The organism is Bacillus sp. R86525, assembly GCF_042466195.1.
Classification (GTDB): domain Bacteria; phylum Bacillota; class Bacilli; order Bacillales; family Bacillaceae_G; genus Bacillus_A; species Bacillus_A nitratireducens.
The window spans coordinates 240,816-258,872 of the sequence record NZ_JAXHPX010000007.1; the positions used below are offsets into that span (position 1 = coordinate 240,816).

The 18,057-nt window shown below is 37.1% G+C and carries 16 protein-coding genes and 1 pseudogene; 12 read left to right on the plus strand and 5 right to left on the minus strand.

What is annotated here, in order from left to right:
- The first annotated feature begins 77 nt into the window (after positions 1–77).
- From SJY24_RS03585 to SJY24_RS03600, 4 genes are read left to right on the plus strand one after another with little or no spacing between them, the layout of a single operon-like run.
- Positions 78–980 carry an ABC transporter ATP-binding protein gene (locus SJY24_RS03585; RefSeq protein ID WP_377863771.1) on the plus strand — a complete coding sequence of 301 codons (903 nt, stop codon included), beginning with the start codon at positions 78–80 and terminating at the stop codon, positions 978–980.
- On the plus strand, positions 977–1,711 hold the full coding sequence (locus SJY24_RS03590) for an ABC transporter permease (RefSeq protein ID WP_377863772.1): 735 nt from the start codon (positions 977–979) through the stop codon (positions 1,709–1,711). The genes SJY24_RS03585 and SJY24_RS03590 overlap by 4 nt, the downstream gene beginning before the upstream one ends.
- Positions 1,712–2,842, plus strand: coding sequence for a sensor histidine kinase (locus tag SJY24_RS03595; RefSeq protein ID WP_377863773.1), 1,131 nt, complete (start codon positions 1,712–1,714; stop codon positions 2,840–2,842).
- Positions 2,839–3,441 carry a response regulator transcription factor gene (locus SJY24_RS03600; protein ID WP_377863774.1) on the plus strand — a complete coding sequence of 201 codons (603 nt, stop codon included), beginning with the start codon at positions 2,839–2,841 and terminating at the stop codon, positions 3,439–3,441. Before SJY24_RS03595 ends, SJY24_RS03600 begins: the two co-directional genes overlap by 4 nt.
- 12 nt (positions 3,442–3,453) lie before the next feature.
- Here SJY24_RS03600 and SJY24_RS03605 read toward each other — a convergent pair whose 3' ends face one another.
- Both SJY24_RS03605 and SJY24_RS03610 read right to left on the minus strand, forming a co-directional pair.
- Positions 3,454–3,777 carry a bacillolysin gene (locus SJY24_RS03605; protein WP_377863775.1) on the minus strand — a complete coding sequence of 108 codons (324 nt, stop codon included), beginning with the start codon at positions 3,775–3,777 and terminating at the stop codon, positions 3,454–3,456.
- A 50-nt stretch (positions 3,778–3,827) separates the two neighbouring features.
- Entirely contained in the window at positions 3,828–4,013 is a 186-nt protein-coding gene (locus SJY24_RS03610; protein WP_377863776.1) for a hypothetical protein, read from the minus strand.
- A gap of 175 nt (positions 4,014–4,188) precedes the next feature.
- On the opposite strand from SJY24_RS03610, the gene plcR reads away from it, so the two are divergent.
- On the plus strand, positions 4,189–5,046 hold the full coding sequence (plcR, locus tag SJY24_RS03615; RefSeq protein WP_377863777.1) for a transcriptional regulator PlcR: 858 nt from the start codon (positions 4,189–4,191) through the stop codon (positions 5,044–5,046).
- Between the two features lie 87 nt (positions 5,047–5,133).
- Positions 5,134–5,280, plus strand: coding sequence for a quorum-sensing peptide PapR (locus SJY24_RS03620; protein ID WP_002034882.1), 147 nt, complete (start codon positions 5,134–5,136; stop codon positions 5,278–5,280).
- Positions 5,281–5,297: 17 nt separating this feature from the next.
- Here the strand turns inward: SJY24_RS03620 and SJY24_RS03625 are convergent, their stop codons facing one another.
- From SJY24_RS03625 to cls, 3 genes are all read right to left on the minus strand, one after another.
- Complete coding sequence (locus SJY24_RS03625) at positions 5,298–7,976, minus strand: DUF4084 domain-containing protein (protein WP_377863778.1); 2,679 nt, start codon at positions 7,974–7,976, stop codon at positions 5,298–5,300.
- A gap of 128 nt (positions 7,977–8,104) precedes the next feature.
- Positions 8,105–9,058: a UV DNA damage repair endonuclease UvsE gene (gene uvsE / locus SJY24_RS03630; protein ID WP_377863779.1), complete on the minus strand. Its 954-nt coding sequence runs from the start codon at positions 9,056–9,058 to the stop codon at positions 8,105–8,107.
- Positions 9,059–9,090: 32 nt separating this feature from the next.
- Positions 9,091–10,284 carry a cardiolipin synthase gene (gene cls, locus SJY24_RS03635; protein WP_377863780.1) on the minus strand — a complete coding sequence of 398 codons (1,194 nt, stop codon included), beginning with the start codon at positions 10,282–10,284 and terminating at the stop codon, positions 9,091–9,093.
- Positions 10,285–10,673: 389 nt separating this feature from the next.
- Here cls and SJY24_RS03640 point away from each other — a divergent pair, with 389 nt between their 5' ends.
- The 6 genes and pseudogenes from SJY24_RS03640 (at position 10,674) to SJY24_RS03665 (ending at position 18,040) form a co-directional block, all read left to right on the plus strand.
- On the plus strand, positions 10,674–12,782 hold the full coding sequence (locus SJY24_RS03640; RefSeq protein ID WP_377863781.1) for a (Fe-S)-binding protein: 2,109 nt from the start codon (positions 10,674–10,676) through the stop codon (positions 12,780–12,782).
- A gap of 9 nt (positions 12,783–12,791) precedes the next feature.
- Positions 12,792–14,075 (plus strand): acetyl-CoA C-acetyltransferase, encoded by a 1,284-nt coding sequence (locus tag SJY24_RS03645; protein ID WP_128856191.1) that lies wholly within the window; start codon positions 12,792–12,794, stop codon positions 14,073–14,075.
- A gap of 55 nt (positions 14,076–14,130) precedes the next feature.
- Positions 14,131–14,982, plus strand: coding sequence for a 3-hydroxybutyryl-CoA dehydrogenase (locus SJY24_RS03650; RefSeq protein WP_002078025.1), 852 nt, complete (start codon positions 14,131–14,133; stop codon positions 14,980–14,982).
- Positions 14,983–15,054: 72 nt separating this feature from the next.
- Complete coding sequence (locus SJY24_RS03655; RefSeq protein WP_377863782.1) at positions 15,055–16,185, plus strand: acyl-CoA dehydrogenase; 1,131 nt, start codon at positions 15,055–15,057, stop codon at positions 16,183–16,185.
- A 21-nt stretch (positions 16,186–16,206) separates the two neighbouring features.
- Entirely contained in the window at positions 16,207–17,346 is a 1,140-nt protein-coding gene (gene acdA, locus SJY24_RS03660; RefSeq protein ID WP_071744053.1) for an acyl-CoA dehydrogenase AcdA, read from the plus strand.
- A 65-nt stretch (positions 17,347–17,411) separates the two neighbouring features.
- Positions 17,412–18,040: pseudogene (locus SJY24_RS03665) on the plus strand (TetR/AcrR family transcriptional regulator).
- Positions 18,041–18,057 lie beyond the last annotated feature (17 nt).

Consider the following 18,057-nt stretch of genomic DNA (forward strand, 5'->3'; position numbering starts at 1 on the left):
TGTCATGACGCATCATACTGTTTCCTAACTTTTCCAGAGCATACAATGTAAATATAAGAAACGGCGGGGGTGGAGAGATGGAAAAGATTATTGAAGTAAATGGTGTTTCTAAAACATTTAAACATAAAAAAGCAGTAAATAACGTTTCATTTCATGTGAATAAAGGGCAAATAGTAGCATTACTCGGCCCGAATGGTGCGGGGAAAACAACGACAATTTCAATGATGCTTGGGTTAAAAGATCCAACAGAAGGGAATATCTCTATATTTGGAAAGAGTCCGAAGCATAGAGAGGTTCGCAATAGCCTCGGTGCGATGCTGCAAGAAGTAAGTGTGATTGATAGCATCACGGTAGAAGAGGCAATCGAGTTATTCCGTAGTTATTATACGAATCCTGTAGAGAAAGAAACATTACTGCAGTTGTCAAACTTAGAATCAGAACGAAAGCAAAGATGTGAGAAATTATCGGGCGGTCAAAAAAGAAGGTTAAATTTTGCGCTAGCACTTGCAGGGAATCCAGACTTGTTATTTTTAGATGAACCAACTGTAGGGATGGACATTACATCTCGAAAAACGTTTTGGGAAACGATTAGAAAATTAGCAAGTGAAGGGAAAACGATTATTTTAACAACACATTATTTAGAAGAAGCGGATGCATTAGCAGATCGAATTTTATTATTTGCGAACGGAAAGATTATCGCAGATGGCACACCGGATGAGATGAAAGCGACGATTTCTCGAAAAACAATCTCGTTTTATTCGAAAGAGAAAATTCCTAAGAGTTTACTAAAGGAATTACCCCATGTAACAGAAGTACAGTCAAATGAAGGGCGCTTCACTTTAACGACGGAAGATACAGATGCCACTTTACAAGCAATTTATCAGAGGAATCTACCTGTAACTGACGTTTCAGTTGAACGTGGAAGCCTTGATGAAGCATTTGAACAGTTTGTTGCAAATCAGAAGGAGGGAATCGCATGAGAGCATTATGGATGCAATGTAAAATAGAGGTTTTACGTACGTTCCGCAATAAATTATTCATCTTTTTCTCATTATTAATGCCAGTTATGTTTTATTACATCTTTACAAATGTTGTTCAAGTCCCGCAAAACGGAGATGCATGGAAAGCACATTATTTAATTTCAATGGCGACTTTCAGTATTGTAGGGACTGCCCTTTTTAGTTTCGGTGTGAGACTTTCTCAGGAAAAAGGGCAAGGGTGGACACATTTGTTGAAAATTACACCACTTCCAGAGGGGGCATATATAACAGCCAAAATCATCGCTCAAACTGTAGTGAATGCTTTTTCAATCTTAGTTATCTTTATCGCAGGAATATTAATTAATCATGTTGAGTTAACAGTAGGGCAATGGATTGGCGCTGGATTATGGTTATTGTTAGGTGTAACACCATTTTTAGCGTTGGGAACAGTAATAGGTTCTATTAAGAAGGCGGATGCAGCAGCAGGATTAGCAAATATTTTAAATATGTGTTTAGCGATTCTTGGTGGTCTATGGATGCCGATCGAAGTATTTCCGAAAATATTAAGATCTATTGGTGAATGGACACCAACATATCACTTCGGAAGCGGTGCATGGGATATTGTAGCTGGAAAATCAATCGGGTGGGAAAATATTGCGGTATTAGGAGGTTATTTCCTTATATTTGTTGTAGTATCAATATATATAAGAAAAAGACAGGAAGCGGTATAAATGATAGAGAAGAAGAGGATTGAGATTTTTCCGAAACATATGGGGTTCTTCCCGTATATGTTTCTCGTGTATTTATTATTTCCAATTTACCATTTATCGCAGGCGTCAGGGTGGAAGCTTGTAATTGGAAGCGGTATGTTGATAGTTTTCATCATCACATACCGTCAGCTTTATTTTGTGCAGAGGACGTTTGTTTTTTGGGCATGTATTCAAATGGTACTCATCTTTTTATTTGCTTTATTTTACAATCCTTTCATGATATTCTTTGGCTTTTTCACAGCAAGTGCGATGGGATTTGCGCCAAATAAGAAAGTTTTTCGAGTGCTATTATGTTTGTTAGTTATAATGCTTGGAGCATTTGTATTTGTAAATATGAATCAACTAACAACTACAAGTTTAGTAAATATTGTTCCGATGTTTATCTTAATGCTTCTTACGCCATTCGGGATGCGTAATTTTAATCAAAAAAAGATGTTAAAGAATCAATTAAACGAAGCAAACGAACAAATTAAGGACTTAGTCAAACGTGAAGAGCGGCAACGGATTGCAAGAGATCTTCATGATACGTTAGGGCATACGCTATCTCTTATTACGTTAAAAAGTCAGCTTGTGGAGAAGTTAATTGTAAAAAATCCGGAGCGTGCAAGTGCGGAAGCGAAAGAAATTACACAAACATCTCGTACCGCTTTAAAGCAGCTAAGGGAATTAATTTCTGATATGCGTATGATTACAGTGGAAGAAGAGCTTGAGCAAATAAAGGCGATCTTACAAGCGGCTAATGTCGAACTAGAAGTGAAGCAGGAAGCAAGTTCGAGTTCGTTATCACCAATTGAGCAAAATATTGTGGGGATGTGTTTACGTGAGGCTGTTACGAATGTTGTAAAGCACAGTAAGGCAACATGTTGCACAGTTTCTGTACTAGAATCACAAGGTGAATTGATTTTGACAGTAGAAGATAACGGAATCGGTTTAGCAGATCAAAGCCACGATGGGAATGGCATTCGTGGTATGAAGGAGCGCATCGCTCTTATTGATGGGTTTGTTGAACTGGTTACGATCAATCCAGGGACACTATTAACAGTAAAAGTTCCAGTTGTTATTAGAACAGGAAAAGATGAGGTGAGGGCATGATTCGAATTATTATTGCAGAAGATCAGCGGATGCTTCGTGGTGCATTGGGGGCCCTACTTGATCTAGAAGAGGATATTGAAGTAATTGGGCAAGCTGCGAACGGGGAAGAGGCACTAAAATTAATCGAATCGCTAAAGCCTGATGTAAGCATTATGGATATTGAAATGCCGATTCAAAGTGGATTAGATGTTGCGGAAACGTTAAAGAAAGAAAAATCAGCATGCAAAGTAATGATTTTAACAACCTTTGCGCGCCCTGGATATTTTGAACGAGCAATGAAAGCTGGCGTGCACGGATATTTATTAAAAGATAGCCCAAGTGAAGATTTAGCTGCAGGGATTCGTAATGTAATGAAAGGAAAACGGGAGATCTCTCAAGATTTAATGTTCGGCCTATGGCAGGAGCAAAATCCGTTATCAGATCGCGAAAAAGAATTATTGCTACTTGCTAAAGAAGGAAAAACGGCAAATGAAATTGCGAAGGCACTTTATCTTTCACCGGGTACAGTACGTAATTACATTTCTGAAGTATTAACGAAGCTAGATGCGAAAAATAGAATTGAGGCAATTACAATTGCAGAAGAAAAGGGATGGATATGAAAAGAAGTTTACCTATGAGTGGTAAGCTTCTTTTTTCTTATAAACAACGGTTTCACTAGAGAATTCCGTCTCAGCTGAGTCGCTTGGAATTTGAAGTGTAGTACGTAATGTAGATTTTACTTCATTTTTCGACAAAAAATTTGTTATAGTAAGATTAGGTTGTTGGTCTAAATTTTGGACAGATTTGCCACTAACAATTGTAATTACTCCATTTTTATCTACTTTTACAATGAGATCTTGAACATATACTTTATAGTTTTTGTAAGTTTGTGCAAGGCGAACTTCGGTTTTATTTTCTTTGGTATCTTTATTTGTAGGTTGGGAATCTACATTCATTTCAGTTGTCACTCACTCTTGTTGAGCTTTAGCCTCGTTTATCTCATCGTTTAAATACTTTTTCGCCATATTTTTTTCGTATTATTTTGAGGTTGTGTTAATTTTTTTATCTTTAAACTAGGCTGAGCAATTTCAACTTTTACTTCATTTTTGTCTAATTCTTGGGTGTGAACAGCTTCTGCTGATAAAGGATAAAGAAGACCGAATGTAACGAAAAGCACGAGCAATTTTTCCATAATTTACCTATAAAACTTCTAATCTATTATTGTATGTGAGATGAATTGTATGAAAAATTTGCCGAATTTTATATATATTATGCATTATTTCATATCAAAAATTGTCGAATTCACATTATTGTAGTGGTATGACAACTTAACAAATTAGATTGTTATAATGGGACGGTGAGCAAGTATGCACGCAGAAAAACTAGGAAGCGAAATAAAGAAAATTAGGGGAATGAGAGGATTAACACAGAAACAACTCTCCGATAATGTATGTCATCAATCGGAGGTGAGCAGAATTGAGTCGGGCGCGGTATACCCAAGTATGGATATATTGCAAGGTATTGCAGCAAAGTTACAAGTTCCCATTATTCATTTTTATGAGGTACTCATTTATTCCGATATTGAGAAGAAAAAGCAGTTCAAAGATCAAATTATTGTACTTTGTAAGCAAAAGAAATATAAAGAAATTTATAATAAAGTATGGAATGAGCTGAAAAAGGAAGAATATCACCCTGAGTTTCAGCAGTTTCTTCAATGGCAATATCATGTATCTGCGTATGTGTTGAAGAAGATTGATTATGAATATTGTATTTTGGAGTTAAAAAAGCTACTAAATCAACAATTAACTGGGATAGATATGTATCAAAATCTTTATATAGAAAATGCAATTGCAAATATTTATGCTGAAAATAGCTATTTTAAGAAGAGCATTGAGTTATTTGAAGATATATTAAAACAATTAGAAGCATTGCATGATAATGAAGAATTTGACGTGAAGGTAAGGTATAATCATGCAAAAGCATTATACTTAGATGATCAATATGAAGAGTCACTTTATCAAGTAAATAAAGCGATTGAAATATCGTGCCGAATTAATAGTATGGCATTAATTGGACAGCTATATTATCAAAGAGGTGAATGCCTAGGGAAGTTGGAGTATGATGGGGCAGAGATTGAAGATGCATATAAAAAGGCAAGTTTCTTTTTTGATATATTAGAAATGCATGCATATAAAGAAGCGCTCGCAAATAAAATCAGTAGATAAAAATCCTAAAAAATGGATATGCATAATTGCATACGATATGGATAAATTTTCATGATATATTAAAAGAAAAAACGTGGGTGATGGAATATGAAGAAACTACTTATTGGTAGTCTATTAACGTTAGCAATGGCATGGGGTATTTCACTAGGGGATACAGCTTTAGAGAAAAGCCAAGTAATTTCTCATAACGATCAAGAGGTACAATTAGCGGCGGATCTACCTTTTGAATATTAAAAAAACAACCGTCTTACTTAGACGGTTGTTTTTTTGTGGAGTAACATCCAAACGTCTTTACTAGAAACAGGTTTGCTAAAGAGGAATCCTTGAATGTGGTCACAGTTTTGTTCGTGTAAAAACTTCCATTGTTCTTCTGTTTCTACACCTTCCGCAATAACCTCTAAATTTAATTCTTTCGATAGCTTAATAATGGAAGCGATAATCGCTTCTTCTAAAGGGCTATTTGTAATTCCACAAATAAACTCTCGAGCAATTTTTAATGTATTGATTGGATATTTCGTTAAATAAGCTAAAGAACTATAACCAGTTCCAAAGTCATCAATTGAAATTTGGATACCGAGATTTTGAAGTTCTTCTAGTTTAGCAACTACAGATTGATTTTGATTAATTGCAATACTTTCCGTAATTTCAATATCTAGTGCTTCTGGTTTTAGTTCTGTTTCTTCTAAAACCTTTGAAATAGTTGGAATTAAATCTGCATGGTTAAATTGAACAACAGATAAATTTACACCAACCTTTAAGTGAGAAAATCCTTGGTTATGCCACCTTTTTGCCTCTAAGCAAGCAGTACGTAAAATCCAATTTCCAAGTTCAATAATAAATCCGGTTTCCTCCGCTAGAGGAATGAATTGGGCAGGAGATACGATGCCGAGTTTTGGATGCTTCCAACGAATTAATGCTTCAAAACCGATAATTTGTTTTGTTTTTGTGCTTACTTGTGGCTGATATTCAAGGAAAAATTCATTTTGTTGCAGAGCCTTTGAAAGTTCACCTTCTAGGAAGTGTAGTTCATTTTGCGCAACACTCATTTCTTTTGAGAAGAAAATGAATCTATTTTTCCCATTAGCTTTTGCTCGGTACATAGCCATATCTGCATTTTTCATTAATTCGGTTACATCGGTTCCGTATTCCGGAAACATTGCAATTCCGATACTCGGTGTAACAGAAAGTTCTTCATCTTTAATGAAGTAAGGCTTATTTAAGATGGTTAAAATTTGTTCGGCTATAAAAGCAGCACTTTTTTCAGAGTACATATCTGGTAATAGGATCGTAAATTCATCTCCGCCTTGGCGGGCAACGATATCTTTTGAACGCAAACATCCACGTAATCTTTTTGCCACTTCAATTAATAATAAATCTCCGACATCATGACCGAGTCGATCGTTAATTTTTTTAAATCGATCTAAGTCGAGGAACATGACGGCAACGTCATTAGTGTTGTTTTGCGCTGTATTTAAAATCGTTTTTAAATCTTTTTCGAATTTTCGTCGATTCGGTAGTCCTGTAAGTGCATCATGGAAAGCCAAATGCTCTACTTGTTTTTGTTTTTCATATAAAGTTGTAATATCACGTGCTATACCAAACATCCCAACAACTTCTTTATTTATAAAAATAGGGATGAATGTAATGTGAAGATAATAATAATAGCCTTCTTTTTCTTTTGTACGAATTTCTAGAGTTTGTGGCCTACCTTCTTTTGTACTTTGTAAAGATTTCTTCAATAATTCATGATCTTGTGGATCAATGAAGTGTATAAGAGAATAGCTTGTTACTTCACAGTAATAGGCTGTAAATAAACTTTCACAAGCCTTATTAGATTGTTGAAAAATCCCGTTCATATTTAAAGAAAAAACAGCATCAGGATGATCTTCGAATAAAGACTTATAACGCTGTTCACTTTTTGATAGGGCAGATGCACCTTCTTCGACTTTGCCTTCTAGTTGTGTAGTCAACTGTTCGTACGTATCGATTAATACTTGATTATCTTTCCACATATAAAGTTGTCGTAGGAATAATAAGATTAGTGATAATACTAGACCGATTAGCATGAACTTATCATCCCAAGGCTGAATGACAATAAAGGAAAAAGTAATGATTATACTAAAATAAGGTAATATAAAACGTACATAGTCGAATCGATAATATTTCGTTTTCGTTTCATGTTGCATGGGCTTATCCAAAATGTACAGTATGGACGATAAGCCGATTAGTAAAATCGAAGCAGTATGTATTAAATAAGAGACTTCAGAAGAAGTTTCCATTCCTTTGTTTAATTGGAACAGATGTATATATCCGTACACAAGTATGATAGTAAAGCCGATAATCAATGAAATTCTACTAGAAGAATATTGTTCCCTTCTATATAGGCTAATAACGGCGTAAATTACTAATGATTGTGCAATAAAGTATCCAATTAAAACCCATGTACCTGTTGTTAACATACGAAAGGTTGAAAGATCCAAAATAAAAGTTAAGGTGAAATAAATATTCATAATAACAATAAAGATGCTATCGAATGAAAATTGAGCAAGACCTCTAATGGAGTAATGTTTTATAAACTTTATAGCAAAGCCAGAAAAAAGCAAAATATATTGTATGATGAAAAAAGGTAGTGCTTTATATGAGAATATGACTTGATCATAAATAGAAAGTGAATGAAGAAATAAAGTTATTTCCATAATTAGTCCACATATGCAAGTACATAGTAGTAAAACCCAAAATAGTTTGTCACTGCTTTTCATCTTCTTAATTGCTTTATATAAGCAATAGCAAGAAAAGAGTGCCGCAAAACAAAATAAGAAGAGAATTCCAATTTCTTTTATATTTAAATTCCTAGGGATAAGGAATATCCAAAGAGAAAATATAATTATATACATCATGACAAATTGTACATATTTCTTTTGATTAATCATATTATGACTCCATTTCAATAAAGTTGAATCTCAGGTGGAAAATGCTAATTCCAATCATAGCATATAAAATAGGGTGTTTTTTACTATAAAAATTACTTTTTTTGAAAAAAATAGCGCAACATTACAATTTACCATTGCAATGTTGCGCTATTTATTCTTTTTATTCCTCTTATAGAGGATAGTTCACATATTAATTGTAGCATTGCTAAATCTTTCTGTTTACTTTCAATCATAATATCGAAATTATGATTGTTTTTTTTTGCAATGTGTAAGAAAGGCTTAATAAACTCTAAATCAATATATTCAGCGTGAGCCCTAAATTCTTTTTTTGATTTAGGGGAAGAAATGTGAACTTTAGGAGGGATATTTGTATGTGACCAAGTTTTAAATATCATAGGAAGTAATTCTTCTAGCGGTTCATTACAAAGGTTCGCTATGTGATGATGATAATCGAACACGAAAGGGATTTTTTCTTTTTGGCAAATAGCCAAAGTTTCAGAAGTAGTATATGTTTTATCATCATTTTCAAGAGTCATCTGTCTTTTTATATGGTAGGGAAGTTTTTGTATGTTTTCATGAAAACGTTCGATTGCCTTCTCCTTATTTCCATACGCGCCACCTACATGGATATTAATGTAGGAAGAATCTGCAATTCCCATAGCATTTAACACGTTATAATGATAGGTCATATCTGTAATGGCATTAGTTGTAATATGTGGTTTGTCGCTTGTAAATAGTGTGAATTGGTTTGGGTGAAAACTTACGCGTAAATTGTGTTCTTGAATTAATGCTCCTATTTTACGCCATAGTGGAGCAAATAGTTGAATGTAATCAAATTCAACTTCAGGATGTGTTGCAAGCGGAACGATAGAAGATGATAAACGATATAATGGAATTTCGTGTGCAATATTGTAATGAAGGATGCGTATTGTGTGTTCTAGATTTTGTAGTGTGACATTATATAATTTATCTTCACGTTCTTGTTTTTTTAGTTTTTTCCAGCTTGTAAATGTCATTGTTTTGGCAGGCGAACAGTCCCACAATGCCATTGCATGTGAGACATATCCAAACCGTATAATCATAAAGGATACACCTCTTTTATTCATCACCTTTCCTATAAAAAGAACGCAAGTATCGTTCCTACCCATTCTTTGCCCTTATCAATAAGGGAAAGTGGGCTGACATCATCAAAGGAAAGTAATGACGCATTTTTTAGATCTTCATGGAATGTATTTTTTACTTCTTGTATGAAATGTTTATCGTATAAAAGGCAGTTGATTTCATGATTAATATATAAACTTCTCATATCAAAATTAGCAGTTCCAATATCACAAATATGATCGTCTACTATAATGATTTTTGCGTGAAAAAATCCTTGTTGAAAAGCGTAAATATTACAACCAGCTTGTATTAACTTTCGGCAATATGGGAATTTTGCTTCTCGAACGAGGGCGTGATCGGCCTTTTGTGGAACGAGAATAGTTATTTGAACCCCACGTTTTTGTGCGTTTAATAATGCGTTCATAATTTTTTTTCCAGGAATGAAATAGGGTGTACCGATAAAGATTTCTTTTTTCGCGCTTTCGATTAATTGTAAAAATGTATTTTGTAAATAGGCACCATCAGTAGGGATAAAGCGATGTAGAACGGTCCCTGGTTGTTGCTTAGGAAAATAAAGAGATGAATCTAATAAATTTTGGCCTGTATCGTCGAGCCAATCATGCAAAAATTGTTTTTGTAAATCTTGTATCCCTTCTCCTGTAAGACGTAAATGATAATCTCGCCATAATCCTAACTTTTGATTATGCCCTAAATATTCCTCGCCAATATTAAATCCACCAATATAGCCAATTTTCCCGTCAATAACTGTAATTTTTCTATGATTTCTTTGATTTGCAGAAAAGAAAGGAAAAGGAAATTTTACTTTGTGACAAAATGAAAAAGAGACACCATGCTTTTGTAGCGAGTAAATCGCTTCTTTTGATAAATAATGACTGCCAAACCGGTCGAGTAAAAGTCTTACTTCAATCCCTTCTTGTGCTTTATCGATAAGTAACTTTAAAAACTTACGACTTATCTCATCATTTTTTACAATGAAAAATAAAACGTGCACATGGTGTTTGGCTTGTTTTATATCAGTAAATAGGGCGTCATACAAATCTTTTCCGTATGTATAAAGGTGAAAATCACTTTGACGTAAAGGGAAAGAACGAGAACGTACACGCTTTAAATGAACAATTCTCCCATATGAAAGGTCGATTGTAATCCAGAGAGCGCTACCTATTAACAAGAGAGATAAGAAGAACATAAGTAAATTCCCTCCTTCACGGTCTTTTCACCAGCAGTTTTTTACAAATCAAAATTTCACTTTACCCCGCATTAACGGGCAGTAAGCCTCCTACCTCAAAATTAGGCTTACTCAAAGGAGCCAGGCGGGAGGCAACAGCCCGTAAAAGCCCGATTGGTTCAACTAATAATCAGTAGGGAATAAACAGCTCCCTACTGATTAAAGTTTCACTTTATAGTTTCACCCAAATAAACAGCTTTATTAAAAAATGTGTTGTTGTATAACAAAAAACTGTTGACTGAATGCTCACTCATTATATAATGGGAATAGGGGATACAATTCAGAAAATTATATATTTTCGAAGATTCTAAAAAAGAAAGAAGGCTTACAAAGAGAGGGGTAGCATAAAAATGAATAGCTTACTAATCATTAATTGGCTGGCTGCCATTGCTGTTATTGCTTATGCGGGATATTTGTTTGTATATCTTATACGAACGAGGATGGCCTACATACAATTAGGAAAAAAGATTGAATTTGACCGTCGTTTTAAAGAGCGTTGGGATCTTCTTAAGGTCAATGTTTTCGGTCAGAAAAAGCTGCTGAAAGATAAAAAGAGCGGCATCATTCACGTTATGTTCTTTTACGGATTTATTCTTGTCCAATTTGGAGCAATTGACTTCGTTTGGAAAGGGCTCGCACCAGGATCACATCTTCCACTTGGACCACTATATCCTGCATTTACATTCTTCCAGGAAATTGTCACACTTGTTATTTTAATCGCAGTCTTTTGGGCTTTTCATAGACGCTATGTTGAAAAGCTTGTTCGTTTAAAACGTAATTTCAAATCAGGTCTTGTTCTTATCTTTATTGGTGGCTTAATGATCTCTGTGCTACTCGGTAACGGGATGGGAATTATATGGCACGGCGAGGAGCTTTCATGGAGTGAACCAATTGCTTCTGCAATCGCTTACGTTTTCTCAGGTATAAATGAAACCGTAGCCATTTCATTGTTCTATTTCTCTTGGTGGGTGCATCTATTAATCTTGTTAACGTTTTTAGTTTATGTACCACAATCAAAACATGCGCATTTAATTGCTGGACCAGTTAACGTATTTTTTGGTCGTCTTTCAAACCCAGGAAAACTTGAAAAAATAGATTTTGAAGATGAAACGCAAGAAACATTCGGTGTTGGTAAAATTGAAGACTTTAGACAAAATCAACTTATCGACTTATATTCTTGTGTCGAATGTGGTCGTTGTACAAATATGTGTCCGGCAACAGGAACAGGGAAAATGTTATCACCGATGGATTTAATTTTAAAACTTCGTGATCATTTAACTGATAAAGGAGCAGCGGTAACATCAAAAGCACCGTGGGTTCCAGTTGTTGCTTTTAATAATACACAAGGAAATCAGTTAGCGATGATGGCAGCCGGAAAAGGGCAGCAAGAATCAGCAGCAACGTTCGCTTACGATCCAAGTTTAATCGGGGACGTTATTACAGAAGAAGAGATTTGGGCATGTACAACGTGCCGTAACTGTGAGGACCAGTGCCCAGTTATGAATGAGCATGTTGACAAAATTATTGATTTACGCCGCTATCTCGTTTTAACAGAAGGGAAAATGGATGCAGAAGCGCAGCGTGCAATGACAAACATTGAGCGTCAAGGGAATCCATGGGGTCTGAACCGTAAAGAGCGTGAAACATGGCGTCAAGGTGATGATGAGGTAACCGTTCCAACTGTGAAAGAGAAATCAAAAGCTGGCGAAGAGTTTGAATACTTATTCTGGGTTGGATCAATGGGTTCGTATGACAACCGCAGTCAGAAGATTGCGATATCATTTGCGAAGCTAATGAACGAAGCAGGCATTTCATTCGCAATTCTTGGCAATAAGGAAAAGAACTCTGGTGATACACCGCGCCGCCTCGGAAACGAATTCGTATTCCAAGAGATGGCAACGAAAAACATTGAAGAATTTGAAAAAGCAGGAGTGAAGAAAATCGTTACGATTGACCCTCATGCTTATAACACTTTTAAAAATGAGTACCCGGACTTTGGCTTACAAGCAGAAGTCTATCATCATACAGAATTACTAGCCCAGTGGGTGAAGGAAGGACGTTTAAAACCTGTCCATTCTATTGAAGAAACAGTTACGTACCACGATTCCTGTTACTTAGGAAGATACAACGAAGTATATGAGGCACCGCGCGATATTCTAAAAGCAATTCCAGGTGTAAACCTTGTAGAAATGGCGCGTAACCGTGAAACGGGAATGTGCTGTGGTGCAGGTGGCGGCTTAATGTGGATGGAAGAAACGGCTGGTTCTCGTATTAACGTTGCTCGTACAGAACAAGCGCTGGCTGTACAACCGTCAATTATCGGTACAGGATGCCCATATTGCTTAACGATGATTAGTGACGGTACGAAAGCGAAAGAAGTTGAAGAAACAGTTCAAACTCTGGACGTAACAGAGATTTTAGAACGCTCAGTTATCGGACAGAAGAAAGAAGCAATCTAGTTTGTGGGAATGCATACAACTTTAGAAAGAGGTGCAATTATTGCACCTCTTCTCAACGTAGGAATACCGAGCGAGCGCTCGGCGTTAAAAAAAGAAATGGGGGAAAGAAACATGAGTAAAACAGTTATTTTAAGTGCTGCAAGAACACCGGTTGGAAAATTTGGAGGGACTTTAAAAGACGTGAAAGCAACAGAACTTGGAGGAATCGCAATTAAGGCAGCGCTTGAAAGGGCGAATGTTTCCGCGAGTGATGTTGAAGAAGTTATATTTGGAACGGTTATCCAAGGAGGACAAGGACAAATTCCATCACGCCAAGCAGCAAGAGCGGCTGGCATCCCTTGGGAAGTGCAGACAGAAACAGTAAATAAAGTTTGTGCATCAGGGCTTCGCGCAGTTACTTTAGCGGATCAAATTATTCGTACTGGTGACCAATCACTGATTGTAGCTGGTGGAATGGAATCGATGAGTAACAGTCCTTACATTTTACGAGGAGCAAGATGGGGATACAGAATGGGTAACAACGAAGTTATTGATTTAAATGTTGCAGACGGTTTAACATGCGCATTTTCAGGTATACACATGGGTGTTTATGGTGGAGAAGTTGCAAAAGAAGACGGGATCTCTCGCGAAGCACAAGATGAATGGGCATATCGTAGCCATCAACGTGCGGTTTCAGCACATAAGGAAGGTCGTTTTGAAGAGGAGATTGTACCAGTAACAATTCAGCAAAGAAAAGGCGATCCTATCGTCGTGGCTAAGGATGAGGCGCCACGCGCGGATACAACGATTGAAAAATTAGCTAAATTAAAGCCTGTATTTGATAAGACGTCAGCGGTGACAGCTGGTAATGCTCCTGGACTAAATGATGGCGGTGCGGCGCTTGTGTTAATGAGCGAGGACAGAGCGAAGCAAGAGGGAAGAAAGCCATTAGCGACAATTTTGGCGCATACAGCAATTGCAGTAGAATCGAAGGATTTCCCAAGAACGCCAGGTTATGCAATTAATGAGTTGCTGAAAAAGACAGGTAAGACAATTGAAGAAATCGATCTATTTGAGATCAATGAGGCATTTGCGGCGGTAGCAATTGCAAGTACTGAAATTGCAGGGATTGATCCGGAAAAATTGAATGTAAATGGCGGTGCTGTAGCAATGGGGCATCCAATTGGAGCGAGCGGAGCACGTATTATCGTTACACTTATCCATGCACTGAAGCAGCGCGGCGGTGGAATTGGAATTGCTTCTATTTGTAGTGGTGGCGGTCAAGGTGACGCAATTATGATTGAAGTTCGTTAATTTACGTGTAGAGGATTTTGGTTTATTAACAACTTATATTAAGGGGGAAGAAAGAATGGGTGTACAAAAAATAGTTGTAATTGGTGCAGGACAAATGGGTTCAGGTATCGCACAAGTGTGTGCAATGGCAGGCTATGATGTGAAAGTGCAAGATTTAAAGCAAGAGCAATTAGATAGAGGGCTAGCTGTTATTACGAAAAATTTAGCTCGTCAAGTAGAAAAAGGTCGTATGAAGGAAGAAGAGAAAGAAGCGACTTTAAATCGTCTTACATGGACACTCGATTTAAATAGTGTAAAAGAAGCGGATCTTGTTATTGAAGCTGCTGTTGAGAAAATGGATATTAAAAAGAAAATTTTTGCGAATTTAGATGAAATCGCTCCAGAACACGCAATTTTAGCAACGAATACGTCGTCGTTACCAATTACGGAAATTGCAGCGGTAACGAAACGTCCTGAGAAAGTAATCGGCATGCACTTTATGAATCCAGTTCCAGTTATGAAACTCGTTGAAATTATTCGTGGTTTAGCTACAGATGATGCAGTGTACGAAACGATTGAGGATATTACGAAAAAAATCGGGAAAGTGCCAGTTGAAGTAAATGATTTCCCTGGATTTGTATCGAACCGTATTTTATTACCTATGATTAACGAAGCGATCTATACGTTATATGAAGGTGTAGCGACGAAAGAAGCGATTGATGACGTAATGAAGCTCGGTATGAATCATCCGATGGGGCCACTTACATTAGCTGATTTTATCGGTTTAGATACGTGTTTATACATTATGGAAGTGTTGCATGAAGGATTAGGGGATAGTAAATATCGCCCATGTCCATTATTACGTAAGTATGTGAATGCAGGATGGTTAGGACGTAAAACGGGTCGTGGTTTCTACGTTTACGAATAAAGGCCTCCCTTTATTGAAGTAGTGGTCTTACCAGATTGTTAAAAAGATATATAGCAAACGGAGGCGAAGTACATGAATTTTCATTTTACTGAAGAGCAACAAATGATGAGGAAAATGGTTCGAGATTTTGCGCAGAAGGAAATAGCTCCCTTTGTTCCTAGTATGGAACAAGGGGTGTTCCCGAAAGAGATTTTGCAAAAGATGGGTGAGCTTGGACTAATGGGTATTCCAGCGCCTGCAAAATATGGCGGGGCAGAAATGGATTTTATTTCTTACATTCTAGCAATTGAGGAAATTTCAAAGGTAAGTGCAACGATTGGTGTAATTTTAGCTGTACATACGTCAGTTGGAATGAATCCGATTTTATACTTCGGAACAGAAGAACAGAAGCAGAAATATGTTTCTAAATTGGCGACGGGTGAGTATCTAGGTGCATTTGCTCTAACAGAACCAAATGCAGGATCAGATGCAGGTAGTTTGAAATCAAGAGCTGTAAAGAAAGACGATCACTACATTATCAATGGATCGAAAGTATTTATTACGAATGGCGGCGAAGCAAGTACATACATTGTATTCGCTTCTACAAATCCAGAGGCGGGGAAAAGTGGTATTTCTGCATTTATTGTAGAGAAAGATACACCAGGCTTAATCATCGGAAAAGATGAGCATAAGATGGGGCTTCTTGGTTCTCGTACAGTACAACTTACGTTTGAAGATATGAAAGTGCCGGCCGAGAATTTACTTGGTAAAGAAGGACAAGGATTTAAGGTGGCAATGGCGAATTTAGATGTTGGACGAATTGGGATCGGAGCGCAGGCATTAGGAATCGCGGAGGCGGCGCTTGCATGTGCGATTGATTATGCGAAAGAGCGAGAGCAATTCGGCAAGCCAATTGCGGCGCAGCAAGGAATCGGATTCAAACTTGCAGATATGGCGACTAGCGTAGAAGCAGCGCGATTACTTGTATATAGAGCCGCATCGCTAAGAGCACAAGGATTACCATGCGGTAAAGAAGCTTCTATTGCGAAATTATTTGCTTCTAAGACGGCTGTTGAAGTTGCGATTGAAGCGGTGCAAGTATTTGGCGGTTACGGTTATACGAAAGATTATCCAGTAGAAAGATTTTTCCGTGATGCGAAGATCACGCAAATATATGAAGGAACGAGCGAAATACAAAAGCTTGTAATTAGTCGAGCTTTATAAAAAGACAAGGGGGAGACGGGAATGCATTTTAAATTATCAGAAGAACATGAAATGATAAGAAAAATGGTTCGGGATTTTGCAAGAAATGAAGTAGCACCGACGGCGGCAGAGCGTGATGAGGAAGAGCGATTTGATCGTGCTTTATTTGATCAAATGGCAGAGCTTGGTTTAACCGGCATTCCGTGGCCTGAAGAGTATGGTGGAATTGGAAGCGATTACTTGGCGTATGTAATTGCTATCGAAGAATTATCCCGCGTATGTGCTTCTACAGGTGTAACGTTGTCTGCACATACTTCACTTGCTGGTTGGCCAATTTTTAAATTTGGAACTGAAGAGCAAAAGCAAAAGTTTTTACGACCGATGGCAGAAGGAAAGAAAATTGGCGCATACGGTTTAACGGAACCAAGTTCCGGTTCAGATGCTGGCGGAATGAGGACAACTGCGAAACGAGATGGAGACCATTACATTTTAAATGGATCGAAAATCTTTATTACAAATGGTGGCATTGCTGATATTTATGTTGTTTTTGCATTAACAGACCCTGAATCGAAGCAGCGCGGCACGAGCGCATTTATTGTGGAAAGTGATACACCAGGATTTTCAGTTGGTAAGAAGGAAAGTAAGTTAGGGATTCGCTCTTCACCAACAACTGAAATTATGTTTGAAGACTGCCGCATTCCTGTGGAGAATTTACTAGGGGAAGAGGGGCAAGGATTTAAGGTAGCGATGCAAACATTAGATGGCGGTCGTAATGGTATTGCGGCGCAAGCGGTTGGTATTGCACAATCCGCTTTAGATGCTTCCGTAGAATATGCAAGAGAGCGTCATCAGTTCGGGAAGCCAATTGCGGCGCAGCAAGGAATTGGCTTTAAACTTGCGGATATGGCAACGGATGTAGAGGCGGCGCGTCTTTTAACATATCAAGCGGCTTGGCTTGAATCTGAAGGGCTTCCGTACGGGAAAGAGTCAGCGATGTCAAAAGTATTTGCAGGTGATACAGCGATGAAGGTAACGACTGAAGCAGTACAAGTATTTGGTGGTTACGGTTATACGAAAGATTATCCAGTAGAGCGTTACATGCGCGATGCAAAGATTACACAGATATATGAGGGAACGCAAGAGATTCAAAGGCTTGTAATTTCTCGTATGTTAACGAAATAGGAACGAAAGCGTAGGTGTTTTCCTACGCTTTTTCCTTCCAAAAATAATAGAGAGAGGTGAAGGGGATGGTTAAACATAATGTACATGCATCAGTGAAAGATGAAAAATTAGTTGCGTTAAGGCGTGAACAAATGATTAAAGGTGCGGTGCAACTGTTTAAACAAAAAGGGTTCCCACGTACAACGACGAGAGAAATTGCGAAGGCGGCTGGGTTTAGTATTGGAACACTTTATGAGTACATTCGTACAAAAGATGATGTTTTATATTTAGTTTGTGATAGTATATATGAACATGTAAAAGAGCGGTTAGAGGAAGTAGTGTGTACAGAAAAGGGAAGTATAGAAAGTTTAAAGATAGCAATAATGAATTATTTTAAAGTGATGGATGAATTGCAAGAAGAAGTATTAATTATGTATCAAGAGGTACGCTTTTTACCGAAAGAATCACTCCCATATGTATTAGAAAAAGAGTTTCAAATGGTAGGAATGTTCGAGAATATTTTAGAACAGTGTACGGAAAATGGAACATTTACATTAAATAAAAAAGAAATACAGCTTCTTGCACATAATATTTTCATACAAGGACAAATGTGGGGATTTAGACGTTGGCCCTGCAAAAACTGTATACGCTTGAAGAATATACAGAAATGCAAATTAGATATGTGTTGCAAGGGGCGCACATGCTTCCCAAATAAGTAAAGGTCAAATTATA

Excerpts from the sequence above, each read along its gene's own strand:
- SJY24_RS03600 (WP_377863774.1), top strand. The coding sequence starts at position 2,839 with ATGATTCGAATTATTATTGCAGAAGATCAGCGGATGCTTCGTGGTGCA.
- SJY24_RS03620 (WP_002034882.1), top strand. The coding sequence starts at position 5,134 with ATGAAGAAACTACTTATTGGTAGTCTATTAACGTTAGCAATGGCATGG.
- acdA (WP_071744053.1), top strand. The coding sequence starts at position 16,207 with ATGCATTTTAAATTATCAGAAGAACATGAAATGATAAGAAAAATGGTT.
- SJY24_RS03650 (WP_002078025.1), top strand. The coding sequence starts at position 14,131 with ATGGGTGTACAAAAAATAGTTGTAATTGGTGCAGGACAAATGGGTTCA.
- SJY24_RS03625 (WP_377863778.1), bottom strand. The coding sequence starts at position 7,976 with ATGATTAATCAAAAGAAATATGTACAATTTGTCATGATGTATATAATT.
- SJY24_RS03645 (WP_128856191.1), top strand. The coding sequence starts at position 12,792 with ATGCATACAACTTTAGAAAGAGGTGCAATTATTGCACCTCTTCTCAAC.
- SJY24_RS03590 (WP_377863772.1), top strand. The coding sequence starts at position 977 with ATGAGAGCATTATGGATGCAATGTAAAATAGAGGTTTTACGTACGTTC.
- SJY24_RS03640 (WP_377863781.1), top strand. The coding sequence starts at position 10,674 with ATGAATAGCTTACTAATCATTAATTGGCTGGCTGCCATTGCTGTTATT.
- SJY24_RS03595 (WP_377863773.1), top strand. The coding sequence starts at position 1,712 with ATGATAGAGAAGAAGAGGATTGAGATTTTTCCGAAACATATGGGGTTC.
- SJY24_RS03655 (WP_377863782.1), top strand. The coding sequence starts at position 15,055 with ATGAATTTTCATTTTACTGAAGAGCAACAAATGATGAGGAAAATGGTT.
- SJY24_RS03605 (WP_377863775.1), bottom strand. The coding sequence starts at position 3,777 with ATGAATGTAGATTCCCAACCTACAAATAAAGATACCAAAGAAAATAAA.
- uvsE (WP_377863779.1), bottom strand. The coding sequence starts at position 9,058 with ATGATTATACGGTTTGGATATGTCTCACATGCAATGGCATTGTGGGAC.
- SJY24_RS03610 (WP_377863776.1), bottom strand. The coding sequence starts at position 4,013 with ATGGAAAAATTGCTCGTGCTTTTCGTTACATTCGGTCTTCTTTATCCT.
- SJY24_RS03585 (WP_377863771.1), top strand. The coding sequence starts at position 78 with ATGGAAAAGATTATTGAAGTAAATGGTGTTTCTAAAACATTTAAACAT.
- cls (WP_377863780.1), bottom strand. The coding sequence starts at position 10,284 with ATGTTCTTCTTATCTCTCTTGTTAATAGGTAGCGCTCTCTGGATTACA.
- plcR (WP_377863777.1), top strand. The coding sequence starts at position 4,189 with ATGCACGCAGAAAAACTAGGAAGCGAAATAAAGAAAATTAGGGGAATG.